Raw genomic sequence first — 13,361 nt, 5'->3', positions numbered from 1 at the left:
CAGGGGACGCGGCGCGGTCCCGGCGCGATTTCGGCCTCGCGCCGGACATAATGAAGAGCGCCCGCGTCGAGCCATGGCGGTGCGGGCAGGACGGGAGGCCAGTTCGATGTCGCGCGCGCGGGTTCACATCAGAGACGTCGCTCGCGCTGCGGGAGTCTCGGTGGGAACCGTGTCCAATGTGCTCAACGGTCGTACTTCGGTGAAGCCCGAACTCGTTGCGCGCGTGCACGCTGCGATGCGCGACCTCGACTACGTGCCCAACAGCCACGCCCGGCAGCTCTCCTCGGGTTCGAGCAGGACCCTCGGTCTGCTCGTTCTGAGCGGCTACGACTCCTTCTTCAACACACTCGCCGAAGTGGCCGAGGACGCCGCGGAGAAGGCCGGCTTCTCCGTGCTGCTGGGCGGAAGCTCGCAGCGGGCCGAGCGCGAGACCCGCTATCTCGACTTGTTCGAAGAGCAGCGCGTCGGCGGGATCATGCTGGCGCCGATCGGCGGAGTCACCCCACGCGTGCGTTCCATTCACGCCAGCGGCACCCCGATCGTGCTCCTCGGCGTAGCCGACGCCGATGGAGATTTCAGCACCGTCCAGTCCGACGCGGAGCACGGCGGCTACGTCGCCGTGCGACACCTCATCGAACAGGGGCGGCGTGACATCCTCGTCGCCGGCGGCCCGATCCACCAGGTCCGCGGGCGTGTGGACGGTGCCGCGCGCGCCGTAGCCGAGACGCCCGGGGTGCGCATGGACTACCTGTCGACCGTCACTCTCTCGATCGACGAAGGTCGGCGGGTGGGAGCGCGCGTACTCGCGACGCCGCCCGAACGCCGCCCCGACGCGATCTTCGCAGCGAACGACCGGCTGGCCATAGGGCTGATGCACGAGATCACCCGGGAAGGCGGCATCCGCATTCCCGATGACCTGAGCCTCATCGGGCACGACGACATCGAGTTCGCCGCGACCGCGCAGGTGCCGTTGACGACGGTGCGTCAGCCGGTCGAACTCATCGCCCAGGCCGCGGTGGAGCTCACGGTCGCGGAGATCGCCGCGGGGCCAGGCCACGAGCATTCCCGGCGCGTGTACTCCCCCGAACTCGTCGTGCGCCACACGTCGCTGCCCACGTCGGTCGGTCTTCATCGGTAGAGCGCGCTGCTTCCCTGGCGTTGCATCTCGAACTCATGACCGCCGCGCGACAAGTGCCGCACCCGACCATGCACGCGGAGGCGGATCGCGTCCGACAAGTCGATCCGGTAGCGGATGGAATCACCGCCGGTCTTCTCCCACTCCACCTCGGCAGTCCGGCCACCGGCGAGATGCGCGCGGCCCGAGACCCGGTCCCGCCCGAGGTCGTTGACGCGGAGGTCGGCGACCGGTCCTTCGTGATCGACGTCGAGATGCAGCCCGAGGCCCCACCGCGACATCTGCCAGGTCGGCGCGCCACCCCAGTAATGGCATTGGCTCCACCGCTCGTCGAAGACCTCCCACCAGGTCGTGGCTCCGCGCTCGAGCATCCAGCCCCAACCGGTGCGCCACATCTCCGCGACCTCGGAGCCGAGACCCGTGTCGAGGAGGACGGGAAAGGAGTAGTTCGTGAAGTACGGTGTGACCGCGCCGGGACGCACCTGTCCTGGGTCGCGAAGTCTGTCCGCCGTGCGGTCGAACGGGAACGCCCGCGAGACGTGCTTCTGGATGTACTCCGCCGCGCCCTCGGGATCGACGATGCCGCTCTGAACACCGAGGGTCCATGAGTGGTAGGGGTTGGCGGGGTCGCCCATCCAACGAGCGAGCACCCGCGCGAGCCGCTCTTCGTCGACCCCGTAGACCGCTGCCCGGTCATGCTGTCCGAGGAGTTCGAGCCAGCGCCGCCAACTCCGCACCGCCTGGTGGACATGGGACAGCACGGCCAGGTTGGGCTGGTCCTGCGGAACGCCGTACCCCCAGTCGACGAACGACCAAGGGAGGCGGTGGTCGCCATCGGAATCGATACAGGCGAGGAGAGCATCGACATTCGCGCTGGCACTCTCCTCGAGTTCGCGGAGGATGCCGATGTCCCCTTCGACCCGCGCAACGTTGAGGCACGCCGTCACCCACTGCGCGGCATAGGTGCCGAGGTAGAGCACTTCCCCTGGACCGCAACCGGAGACGAGCCCGTCGTCACGTGCCCCGGCAGCGGAGTGCAGCAATGCGCGGCGTACGAGACGCACATCCCCCCAACCTGCGCTCAACAGGTGCAGGGCGCTCGAGACAACGTCGCCAACCCACTCACCGCGCTCACGAACGGAGTCGATGAGACTGTCTTCAGCCGTCGCCCGGAGCGTGTCCAGCCCCGTCATCCAAATGCGGTCGAGCAGTGGGTCGCCCGACTCGAAGCGCCCGGTAGGCGCCCCCAGGAAGTCCCGCTCGACGAAGCGGGCGTCCTTGATGTCGCTGTCCAGTCCACCGCGCACCCGCACCTCGACGTAGCGGCCGCCGAGGGACTGCAACGGTTCGATCGTCGTCTCGCCGGCATCGACCGTGAAGTGCTGGAGCATGCGCGTCGGACCAGCTGAGAGGGCGACGACGGGTGACGGGCGACCATCTGGCGTCAATCGCTCGGCGAATCCGACCGTGATCTCCGCCTTCGCGGACGCGGCCACCCTCAAAGCGACCGATCCCACTCGAACGCGGCCCAGGTCGTAGCGGAACCACCTTCCGTCCAGGTCATCGAGCGGGTCGGGGTCGTCGTCCGCGAGCAGGAACTGGGTGCCGATGTCGTCGAACTCGTACCCGACGTAGGTGTCGCGATAGACCCCGGACGACTGCGGTGCGAGCGAATGCGTCCGCCATGCGGGCAAGGCGATGTCGGCACACGTGGCTTCGGGTCCGAGCACCGAGAGATCGACCGCCCGGGTCTCGGACCACCCGGCATGCAGATCGTCGTCCCACCACGCGCCCACGAACGGGAGTGCCTGCCACTCGACCCAGCCGAGCAGCGGACTGACGCGCAAGCCGGTGGCGTGATACTCCTCCAGCTCGCGGCCACGCCAGCTCAGCGACACCTCGACGTCGTCATCGGCAATGAGCCGCACCCACGCGAAGGGCGGCACCGCCGCCGACATGCGGGTCGTCAGGAGCTCGGCCTGCGCATGCAACGCGAGCCGATGACGCCCGGCCGGGAGGTCGATGCGCTGTTCGTGATACTCCGGCAGCGCCGGCGCATACCGAAGCGGCCCATGCACGACGGTCTCGGCGTCGATGCGAAGGCGGAAGGCGCCCGACGCCTGGACGGCGAGTCGGTACGAGCAGTCCTCCGGCACCACGACGTCGGCGACGAACCCCGCGTGCTGGTCGGGCCGGGCGTCGGTTGCCAACCAGAACGCGCCGGGGAACGTCGGTTCGAGCGCGCGGCGCACGGCACCGGCCGGCCGGCCGTCCAGGCCAGAGCGGCCGTGGGGCTCGATCTGCACTCCTTCGAGGAGGGCATGATCGCTGAGAGGGCTGTCCTGTGGGCGGATGGTCTGTCGCGTGTCGACGTCACTCATGGCTGGTCTCGCTGTCGTTCTGGTGGCCTGCGAAGGCGTGTACCGCCTCGAGGACGGGTGCTGCGCCGAGCGCGCCGTGGGTGGGTGAAGCGGCGGAGGTCGCCGCCATATGGGCGATGAGCTCTGCCATGAGGTCCGCGCGCACCGCGAGGTGCGCCGGGTCGTGGTACAGGTCGTGCCACTCTCGAGGGTCGGCCTGCAAGTCGTAGAGCTCGCCTTGTGCCCCGGACCTCTCCGGGTCGACGAACGCGATGAGCTTGTAGCGAGCGGTGCGCCACATCCACGCAGGTGCGGGCTCGTGCATCTCGGCGAACGACCCCGCCCGGCGGGCCGGCTCGAGCAGCGAAGCACCCGCGGCGCTCGCGTGGATGCCGAAACCCGCCGCCTGAGCGATCGTCGGGTAGATGTCGACGAGGGCAGCGGGACGATCGTCCACAGTCCCCCGGAGCCCCGAGGCGATGGCCGTGCCGGAAAGGACCAGCGGCACGCGCACGCTGCTGTCGTAGAGGCAGTACTTGGAGAACTGGAAGTTGCGCTCGCCGAGCATTTCGCCGTGGTCGCTGGCGAACACGATGAGCGCGTTGGCGAGACGGCCTCGCACCGCAAGTCGGTCGAGCGCTCTGCCGAACAGGGAGTCCAACCAACTGCAGTTCGCCCAGTAGCGCAGGGTCGCGTACCGACGCTCGCGCGGAGTCAACCCCCGCCACGCGTCACGCCACCGTTCGCTGCGGGCCCCGAGGAAGTGCGAGTTGTCGTCTCGAACCCGGATGTGATCGTAACGCGACTCGTCCCACGGAGGCGTCTCGAGATCGGGGATCTCGTCGATGTCGTACAGCGCCTCGAACTCCGCGGCGGGGTTGTGGCCCGCATGGGGCTTCACGAAGCTGAGGTAGAAGAACAACGGCTTGTCGGTTTCGAGATCCGGACCGTCGAGCCACTCGAGGGCACGCTCGGCGATCCAGCCGTCGGGATGGTTCCGGGTAGGGATCGTCGACGTGGCCCCGATGTACCCGACCGGTTCCTCCTCTCCGGGGCCGTAGCCGCGCGTCATCTCGAGATAGGCCGCACGACCATCGGGGTCCTCCTCCTCCTGCCAGCCGACGGCTCCGACCTCGATCCCGAGATCGCGCGTCCCGACGACCCGCACGTCGAACCCACGGGTCGATGGGATTTCGGGGGTTCGACCCCAGTGGGTCTTGCCGAAGCCCGCCGTGAGGTAGCCGGCGTCGCGCATCGCCTCTGCGAGCACGGGAGCGACGATCGCGTCGTCGCCCGGCGTGGCCGCTTCATTCGAGCGGACACCGTTCTGCGACGGGTACGTCCCGGTCATCAGCGAGTGACGGCTGGGCACGCACATCGGCGCCTGGCAGGTCGCCTGGGGGAAGAGGATCCCAGACTCGATCAGGCGATCGAGGTGGGGAGTCTTGACCAGGCGGTTGTGGACGCCCAGGGCGTCCCAGCGCTGCTGGTCCGTCATCAGGAAGATGATGTCGGGCCTGTCATCCGCGGTCATCGTGGAACCTTTCGAAGGGATGGCGCGTGCAGGACGCGCCCGTGGTCGGTCGCGGTAGGGGTCATTCGAGTCCAGAGCCGACGATTCCCCGGGTGAACCATCGCTGGAACAGCACGAAGACGAGCAATACCGGGATCATGGCGACCACCGCTGCCGCGAAGCTCACCGCGGGTGAGATGTTGCTGAAATCCCCCTGCGCCAGCGGCGCGAGGGCGAGCGTGAGCACGCGGGTGTCGGGACCGGGCGCCGCGACGAGCGGCCAGATGTACATGTTCCACGCCGTCAGGAACGTCACGACCGAGTACGACGCGATGACCGGCTTGGCCAGTGGCAGCGCGATCGAGAAGAACGTGCGGAACCACCCGGCGCCGTCGAGACGCGCAGCCTCGATCAGACCGCCCGGGAACGTTGCGAAGAACTGGCGGAACAACAGGATGCCCAGCGACGCGTGGCCCACCACGGGCAGGATCAGGCCGGCGAACGAACCGACGAGGCCGAGTTCGAGCGTCACGATGAACGTCGGGATGAGTGTCAGGTTCGCAGGCAGGAAGATCGGGATGATGAACATCGCCAGCAGCAGTCCCGTGCCGCGGATCGGGATCTTCGCGAGCGCGAAGCCCGCGGGCAGGCAGATCGCGAGCTGCAGCACCAGGACCGAGATCACGAAGATGAACGTGTTCAGCACGGTCCGCGGGGTGAGGTACTCCCACGCGTCCGCGTAGTTCTGCCAGATGAGTTCGCTCGGCACGAGCTTCGGCGGGTACTGCGAGATCTCCTGGAATGACATCAGGGACCCCGACAGGAGGTACAGCAGCGGGAAGGCGATGATCAGCCCGAACACGACGATGGTGGTGTAGCGGCCGTAGCGCATGGTCATGGGTTTCATCGGAATGACCTCGATCCCAGGACGCGCCCGAGGGCGATGATCCCGACGATGAGCAGGAGCTGGAAGATCGACAGTGCGCTGGCGTAGCCCACGTTCTGAGACATGAAGGCCTGTTCATACGCATAGAGCGACAGGCTCCGTGTCGCCCCGAGCGGTCCGCCACCGGTCATGATCAGCGCCACGTCGAGTGAGTTGGCCACGAAGTTGATGATCTGGAGCACGACGACGACCAACGTCGTCGGCATGACGTTCGGCCACGTCATCGACCAGAGCATGCGCCAAGTGCCGGCGCCGTCGAGCGCCGCCGCGGAGTAGATGTCCTCGGGCACCCGTTGCAGGCCTGCCAGATAGAAGATGATCACGATCGGCAGGGCCAGCCAGATCATCATGAGAACGAGCGATGGCAGGGCGAGCACCTCGCTGTTGAGGAAGTCGACGGGCGGAACGTCGACCACTCGGAACAACGCGGCGATCGGGCCCTGCCGGGGGTCGTACATGAACGACCACAACACGGCGGAGACCGCGACCGAGAGCACCACCGGAACGAAGTAGAGCACGCGCAGCACCGGAACGCCGGGCATATTGGCATTGATGAGCACGGCCATCATGAAGCCGATGAGGACGGTGGGGATCACGCCGAGCACGACGTACTGGATCGTCACGCCGAGCGCCTGCCAGACGTCGGGATCGGAGACCAGCCGGGTGTAGTTGTCGAAGCCCACGAAGACGGGCGGCCTGAAGAAGTCCCACTCGGTGAAGCTGAGTCCGATCCCGACCAGCGCGGGAACGATGACGAACGTGAGGAACATCACCACCGCAGGGGTGAGCATCCCCCACGCGGCGACGACGTCGAAGCGGTGCGCGCGCCGGCCCGCCGGGCGCGGGGTGTTCCCCGCGCCCGGACGAGTGACGATGCGCTGAGTCGCGCGCGTGTCTGTCATTACCGCAGCAGTGCGTTCAGCGAGTCCTGGGCTTCCGTGAACGCCACATCGATGGCGACGTCACGCAGCATGACCTTCTGGATCGCTTCCTGAAGCGCCGGCAGCACCTCCGGTGCGACGTCGGCCGGGTACGGCTTCTGCAGGATCGCGTCCTCGATCGACGTCTGAACGGTCGGGACGAAGCTCGCAGGCACGGGCGGCGGGTCCTGCTGCCAGGTACCGTTCTCGATGCCGTCGGTGGTCGCGGGGATGATCCCGTCGTCCTTGGCGACCTCGAATCCGCCCTCGACCGAGTAGAACCACGCGAGGAACTCCCACGCGACGTCCTTCTTGTCGGACTTCTCGCTCAGCGACAGCGAGTACGCACCCCCGCCGGTGGTGCGCACACCGTCGATGAGAGGCATCGGGGCGACGTCCCAGTCGCTCTGCATCTGCTCGCGAAGTGCGGCGATGCGAGCGGTCGAAGACACCTCCATGGCTGCCTGCTCGCTCGGGAAGAGGTTCTTGCCCGGGTCGTTCGCGAGCGCTGAGTACGGCACGCCGAACTCCTCGGTGTACGGCTCCAGCAGCGTCGTCCACGCTTCGATGCCCGCAGCGTCTGCGAACACGAACTCATCGGCGTCGGCGTCGTACATCTCGCTGCCGTAGGCGCGCAGAACGGGATACCACTGGAAGGGGGTTTCGGCCACAGCGAGAGGAGTGACGATGCCGTAGACATCGCCACCGGACCCCTCGGTGATCTGGCGTGCGGCGTCGTACATCTCCTCGTAGGTCCAGTCCTCGGTCGGCAGCGGCACGCCGTACTCCTCGAACTGTGCGATGTTGTATGTCACGACGCCGCTGTCGGCACTGACCGGAAGGCCTGTGGTGCGACCGTCGTCGCCCTGGAACAGACCGAGGAAGTTGGGCGCGAAACTGGCTGCGTCGAGGCCCGATCGGCCTTCATCCAGCCACTCCGACATGTCCCACAGCAAGCCATTCGCATCGAGCGTCTGGTTGAGCCCGCCGGTGTTGAACAGCACATCCGGAACGGAGTCGCTGAGGTTCAGTGTCGCGAGTTGCTGGATGTAGTCGGCGGGCGACTCCGCAACGGCTTCGACGGTGACGTCGATGTCGGGGAAGTCCGCCTCGAACTCCTCGGCGTACCGCTCGAACTGCGGAGCGAGGGACGCGATCATCCCGACGCGGATCTCACCGCTGAGCGTCGAGGCGTCGGAGTCGTCGGAGCTGGGGTCACTCGCGGAGCAGGCGGCGAGTGAGATGGCGAGCACGACCGCGCCGGCGCCGGCGACAAGCCGGCGGGGGGTCAATGGTGAAGTGGCCACTGTGACAACCTTCTTTGCTTGGACAGGGATTCGGTCGCAATGAACCGATTCACGAAAATGTAGCAGATGCCGCCGCGATCGCATATACCCACCTCGAACTGGAGGAGCGATGCATGGCCAGATTGCTGACAACCAAGGGCCCTGTGACCCCCCATGTCGAATGAAGCTGTGGGAGGATCATCCTCATGAACCGGTTCATATACGATCACGACGCGCCCGCACCGACGACAGGATCCCCCCGGCGGCCGAACCTCGTGTTCATCTTCTCCGACCAGCAGTCGCGAGACATGCTGGGTGCGTACGGGCTCAGCGACGTGAAGACCCCACACCTCGATCGACTTGCCGAACGGGGCCTGTTGTTCGATCACGCGGTCTCGAACTCGCCCGTCTGCACGCCCGCGCGGAGCATGCTCATCTCGGGCGTGCACCCGCTGTGGAACAACTGCTTCACGAACGACCGGCGCCTGGCGACAGACCTCGGTGACTCGTTCGCCGAAGTCACCCGGCGCCACGGATACCGCAACGGGTATGTCGGCAAGTGGCACCTGTACGGTGGAGACCGGAACCGCCCGATCCCGGCCGGACCGGATCGCCACGGCTTCGATGACGAATTCCTGTCGAACAACTGCGCGGTCAACTACGACCCCGACAACTCCTTCTTCTGGGACGGCGACGAGAAGGTGCACTTCGGTTGTTGGGAGGTGGAAGGGCAGACCGATCAGGCCCTGCGCTTCATCGAGAACCAGAGCGTCGATGACCCGTTCACCCTGTTCGTCTCGTACCACGCGCCGCACAACCACAACGGCGGAGACGATGCGAAGTACACCTCGTTCGACGCGCCTGACGAGTTCAAGGACCTCTACGACCCGGATGCTCTCACCCTTCGCCCCACGGTCCCGGTCAACGAGCGCACGCGCCTGATGACCCAGGGCTACCTAGCCCTCTGCAGCGAGGTCGACGCCAACGTCGGCCGAGTCATTGCAGCGCTTGATGAGCGCGGCGTGCGTGAAAACACGATCATCGTGTACACGAGCGACCACGGCGAGACCTTCGGCGCGTTCAACAACCATTGGCACAAGTCCAGCCCCGAGGACGTGTCGGCACGCGTACCCCTGATCATGTCGATCCCTGGGCAGGTGCGAGCGCGCACGTCCGAACTGATCGTGGGGACGATCGACCTCATGCCGACGCTGCTCGGGCTGATGGGGCTCGACGTGCCCGAGCATGTCCACGGCAAGGACCTGTCGGCAGCGATCCGCGACGAGGACGACGACGTCGTCGAGTCAGCGCCCCTCTTCTACTTCACTACCCCGTGGCGAGGCGTCTACACCAAGGAGTGGACGTACTCGACCGAGAACATCGACCGCACAGACGGTTCGGAACCGCATGCGGAGTCGGACGTCGGCCGCACCGTGCTGCTGCGGCGCATGGATACCCTGTTCCGCCGCTCCGACGACACTCATCAGCTCGACAACCACTTCGGGCGCATCCCACTACCCGGGGTTCCTGGGACTGCAGAGGTCCAGGCGCGCCTCCACGCGAAGTTGGAGGAGTGGCTGGCGTATTTCGAGGACCCGTTCCCGAATCAGCGTGAGCTCTGGACGTACGTCGTCTCTGAGACGACACCCCCTATCCATCGCATGCGGGAAATGAGCCCGCTCATCCGCGGTCCGCTGCCTCGATGACCGGCTCGATCACAGCCGCATTCCTCCGCGGTCGCGTTGCGCAAGGCTGCGGACGCTTCTCGACCGCGGATCTGCGCGACGACGCGAACGCGGTCGCCACGATCCGCGCCGCATATGAGGCCGGGGTGCGTGTTTTCGATACGGCACGAGCGTATGCCACGGTCGATGACGACCTTCACAACGAGCACCTCCTCGCCGGGGCGCTTCGCGGGCGAGAAGGTGCCGTGATCATGACCAAGGGCGGCCACTTCCGCACCGGTCCGACGACGTGGGCGGTCGAGAACACACCCGACCGCTTGCGGCGGGACGTCGACGCGAGCCTTCGTTCCCTGAATCGCGAGCGTCTCGACCTGTACTACCTCCACCGCGCCGACGAAGGCGGAGACCTCGAAGAAGCTTTCGGCGCCCTGGACGACTTGCGGCGCGAAGGCAAGATCGGCGCGATCGGAATCTCGAATGCCTCCGTGGCTCAGATCGAGGCGGCACGTTCGTCGTGCCGACTGACCGCCGTTCAGAACCGCCTCGTCGCCGGCGATGCCACGTCGGAGCTCCGTTGCGCCGAGCACCTCGGCCTGGCGTTCTTCGCCTTCTCGCCCCTCGGCGGTCCCGCGCACGCTCGCGACCTCCCGGCGCGCCTCCCAGCGCTCGCGGCACTCGCACGGGAACGCGGCGTGGGGGCGCATCGTCTGGCGCTCCGTGGGATGCTCGCCAACTCGGAGGCCCTGTCGGTGATCGTGGGCATGGGAAGCCCGTCGCGTGCAGCCGACGGAGCGGCAGCGCAGACGGAGTACTGGGACGCGGCCTGTGCGGCCGCGTGGGCCTCCGACACAGCCCGGGCGGATTCGGCACGTGGAGGGCTGACCGACGCGACCGCCACGTGAGCCCACGTCCACCGACGTCGACTTCCAGCGAGGACTCCACGGTCCTGCTCCGTTGAGTCGATAGCCTCGCTTCCAACGAGGAAGTCCCGGAAACCCTTGAGTTTCCGGGACTTTCTGGTCGGGCTGACAGGATTTGAACCTGCGACCCCTTGACCCCCAGTCAAGTGCGCTACCAAGCTGCGCCACAGCCCGATGCCCGCTTCGTCTCCGTCGAAGGCAACTCGTCAATCATAGCCGCATCCGGAGGGGTGCTCGTGCACACGTGCCCGCAGCGGATTCAGATCTCCCGCCGCACCGCCGCCATGAACCCGTCCACGTCGTCGACCCAGATGCGAACGTGGTCGACCACCTGCTCGCCCCCGCGCGGGGGCTGCCCGGGCAGCCGCACCCGGGTCGGCCGTTCGAGCTCGATGAGCACGGCGGTCTCGTTCTGCATCCGCAGTGACAGCGTTCGGGTGCCGTCCGCTTCAGTGACCTTCGGCGTCTTGGGTTCGTCGATGCGGCGCTCGCGCGCGACCGAGGCGATGTCGTCCCAGGCGAGCAGCACGTCGGTCTCGAGGCCCTCGCGCACGCGGATGCCGTCGGGCCCGACCGTGTGCGGCCGCATCAGATAGGCGGCGAGGAGCCCGATCATCCAGGTGAGTCCCCAGATCCCGATGACGAGCACGGTGATGCGCACGACGGGCCAGCGGTGGACGATGAGGTCGAGGATCGGGATCTCGACGGCCGAGAGCACGATGAAGATCCAGAGGATCGTGATGACGGGTGCGTGGTAGCCGAACCCGCTCGCGCCGGGGGCGATCGCCGGGCGCCGGGCGATGAGCCGGCCGATGCTGGCGTAGATGCGCAGTTCGAGTCTCAGCGCCCGCAGGGCGGTCGCGCCGACCCGACGGGCGACGGATGCCACGGGCGCGCGTCGGACCTCCGCGGTCATGTCACGGCTCCCTCCGGCTGGCCGCACGGCCGGCCTCGGCGGTCTCGACGAGCCCGCGGAGCCGGTCGGCGACGGCCTCGGCGCCGCGCAGGAACGCGGCGCGATCCTCGGGCGCGACCGCGGCGAGCAGGGTTTCGGAGAGTTCGGCGTGGTCGCGCTGCATCTCGGTCATGAGCGCTTCGGCGGCCGCGGTGAGGGTGACGAGGAACGCACGGCGGTCGCTCGGGTGCGGCTCGCGCCGGACGTAGCCGGATGCCTCGAGCGCGTCGACCAGGCCGGTGACGTTCCGCGGGCTGACCTCGAGCCGTTCCGCGAGCGCGTGCTGGGTGCTGGGCCCCTCGTGCACGAGCTCCCACAGCAGCCGGGTGCGCGACGCGGTGAGCGAGGTGCCCGCGAACTCGCGGGCGAGGTCGCGTTGGAACAGGTCGCTGATCTCGAGCAGCCGGTCGAGCACGGTCGCGGGCGTGGCCATATCGTGATGATACTTCACAATGTTGCGCGTGCGGCGCCGGGTCGAGCTCCTAGGCTGAACGGATGGCGATGAAGAAGCCCGGACCCCTGCTGAGCTGGTTCTACCGCGCCCCAGCGGCGATCTACCGGGCGGGACTCGGCGAGATGATGGGCGGCCGGTACCTCATGCTGAGCGCGACGGGGCGCCGCAGCGGGGTCGAACGGCAGACCGTGCTCGAGGTCGTCCGGAGCGAGCGCTCCGGCTCGGCTCCCCCGACGCTGTGGGTCGTCGCGAGCCGGGGCTCGCGCACCGACTGGTACCGCAACGCGCTCGCACGGCCGCACGTCGGCGTCCACTGGCGTTCGGACCGGTACGCGGCGACCGCCGTCGACCTCGACGAGGACGCCCGGTTCGACCTGCTCGCCGACTACCAGCGCCGCCACCCGAAGGCCGCCGCGATGCTCGGCCGCATGGCACTCGGCGAGAGGTTCACCGGCGACCCGGCGGCACTGCGCGTCATGGCGCTCGACCTGCGCGCCCTTCGACTCGATCCGCGCAGGTCGCCGGCGGGCGAGAGCGTCTCCCCATGACCGAGCCTGCCGAGGCCGCCCCCGCACCGACCGCACCGCGGTTCCGCGTCGTCTCGGCGCGTGAGGCGCCGTTCGCCGACGTCGAGGCGGTGTTCGGCACGCGCGGCGACCCGGCCGGGTGCTGGTGCCAGTGGTACAAGCTGCGCGGCGCCGAGTTCGACACCGCGCCGCGCGACGAACTGCGGGGCCGCCTGGCCGCCCAGCTCGCCGGCCCTGAGCCCGGGCCGGGCCTCATCGCGTACGACGACGACACGCCCGTCGGGTGGTGCGCGGTCGAGCCTCGGCCCGCGCTCGTACGCCTCCCGCACGGGCGGCTCGGGCCGGCATCGCCCGAGGCCGACTTCGACGACCCCGGGGTGTGGTCGGTCTCGTGCTTCGTGGTGCCGCGGGCGCATCGCCGGCGCGGCGTCGCTGGCGCCCTCGCCCGGGCGGCCGTCGAGCACGCGCGGTCGCACGGCGCGAGGGTGGTCGAAGCCTATGCCGTCGACACCGAGGTCAGGCGCGCGAACGGCGCGAAGACGCCCGCGGCCGACCTCTTCCCCGGCACCGTGCCGATGTACGCGGCGGCCGGCTTCGTCGAGGTCGCGCGCCCGAAGCCCGACCGCGCGATCATGCAGGTCTTGCTGGGCGAGTGACGCC

The 13,361-nt window shown here is 68.1% G+C and carries 12 protein-coding genes and 1 tRNA gene; 5 read left to right on the top strand and 8 right to left on the bottom strand.

The genetic code is table 11. The features are described from left to right. The first annotated feature begins 169 nt into the window (after positions 1–169). Complete coding sequence (locus DSM26151_RS06330; protein WP_234661558.1) at positions 170–1,138, top strand: LacI family DNA-binding transcriptional regulator; 969 nt, start codon at positions 170–172, stop codon at positions 1,136–1,138. On the opposite strand, the gene DSM26151_RS06325 is transcribed toward DSM26151_RS06330, so the two are convergent. From DSM26151_RS06325 to DSM26151_RS06305, 5 genes are all read right to left on the bottom strand, one after another. Continuing rightward, positions 1,129–3,516: an alpha-L-rhamnosidase-related protein gene (locus tag DSM26151_RS06325; RefSeq protein WP_234661557.1), complete on the bottom strand. Its 2,388-nt coding sequence runs from the start codon at positions 3,514–3,516 to the stop codon at positions 1,129–1,131. The genes DSM26151_RS06330 and DSM26151_RS06325 overlap by 10 nt on opposite strands. After that, a complete protein-coding gene (locus DSM26151_RS06320) occupies positions 3,509–5,029 on the bottom strand; it encodes a sulfatase family protein (RefSeq protein ID WP_234661556.1) in 1,521 nt (506 codons plus the stop codon). Before DSM26151_RS06320 ends, DSM26151_RS06325 begins: the two co-directional genes overlap by 8 nt. A 61-nt stretch (positions 5,030–5,090) precedes the next feature. Then, positions 5,091–5,906 (bottom strand): carbohydrate ABC transporter permease, encoded by an 816-nt coding sequence (locus DSM26151_RS06315; RefSeq protein ID WP_234661555.1) that lies wholly within the window; start codon positions 5,904–5,906, stop codon positions 5,091–5,093. Positions 5,907–5,911: 5 nt separating this feature from the next. Continuing rightward, positions 5,912–6,856, bottom strand: coding sequence for a carbohydrate ABC transporter permease (locus DSM26151_RS06310; RefSeq protein ID WP_234661554.1), 945 nt, complete (start codon positions 6,854–6,856; stop codon positions 5,912–5,914). Next, positions 6,856–8,265 carry an ABC transporter substrate-binding protein gene (locus tag DSM26151_RS06305; RefSeq protein WP_234661553.1) on the bottom strand — a complete coding sequence of 470 codons (1,410 nt, stop codon included), beginning with the start codon at positions 8,263–8,265 and terminating at the stop codon, positions 6,856–6,858. The genes DSM26151_RS06310 and DSM26151_RS06305 overlap by 1 nt, the downstream gene beginning before the upstream one ends. A gap of 101 nt (positions 8,266–8,366) precedes the next feature. On the opposite strand from DSM26151_RS06305, the gene DSM26151_RS06300 reads away from it, so the two are divergent. Then, a complete protein-coding gene (locus tag DSM26151_RS06300) occupies positions 8,367–9,866 on the top strand; it encodes a sulfatase-like hydrolase/transferase (protein ID WP_326491037.1) in 1,500 nt (499 codons plus the stop codon). Beyond that, positions 9,863–10,747: an aldo/keto reductase gene (locus DSM26151_RS06295; protein ID WP_234661552.1), complete on the top strand. Its 885-nt coding sequence runs from the start codon at positions 9,863–9,865 to the stop codon at positions 10,745–10,747. The genes DSM26151_RS06300 and DSM26151_RS06295 overlap by 4 nt, the downstream gene beginning before the upstream one ends. 115 nt (positions 10,748–10,862) lie before the next feature. Here DSM26151_RS06295 and DSM26151_RS06290 read toward each other — a convergent pair. The 3 genes from DSM26151_RS06290 to DSM26151_RS06280 form a co-directional block, all read right to left on the bottom strand. Then, positions 10,863–10,939 (bottom strand) — tRNA-Pro (locus DSM26151_RS06290). 85 nt (positions 10,940–11,024) lie between these two features. After that, a complete protein-coding gene (locus DSM26151_RS06285) occupies positions 11,025–11,681 on the bottom strand; it encodes a hypothetical protein (RefSeq protein ID WP_234661551.1) in 657 nt (218 codons plus the stop codon). Between the two features lies 1 nt (position 11,682). After that, entirely contained in the window at positions 11,683–12,153 is a 471-nt protein-coding gene (locus DSM26151_RS06280) for a MarR family winged helix-turn-helix transcriptional regulator (RefSeq protein WP_234661550.1), read from the bottom strand. Positions 12,154–12,215: 62 nt separating this feature from the next. On the opposite strand from DSM26151_RS06280, the gene DSM26151_RS06275 reads away from it, so the two are divergent. Both DSM26151_RS06275 and DSM26151_RS06270 read left to right on the top strand, forming a co-directional pair. Beyond that, positions 12,216–12,722 (top strand): nitroreductase family deazaflavin-dependent oxidoreductase, encoded by a 507-nt coding sequence (locus tag DSM26151_RS06275; protein ID WP_234661549.1) that lies wholly within the window; start codon positions 12,216–12,218, stop codon positions 12,720–12,722. After that, positions 12,719–13,357, top strand: a complete 639-nt coding sequence (locus DSM26151_RS06270) for a GNAT family N-acetyltransferase (RefSeq protein WP_234661548.1) — start codon at positions 12,719–12,721, stop codon at positions 13,355–13,357. Before DSM26151_RS06275 ends, DSM26151_RS06270 begins: the two co-directional genes overlap by 4 nt. Positions 13,358–13,361 lie beyond the last annotated feature (4 nt).

The sequence above is a fragment of the Agromyces marinus genome (assembly GCF_021442325.1).
Taxonomy (GTDB): Bacteria; Actinomycetota; Actinomycetes; order Actinomycetales; family Microbacteriaceae; genus Agromyces; species Agromyces marinus.
Note: the sequence above shows the minus strand (reverse complement) of the source record. Positions and strands in the feature narration are given on the sequence as shown.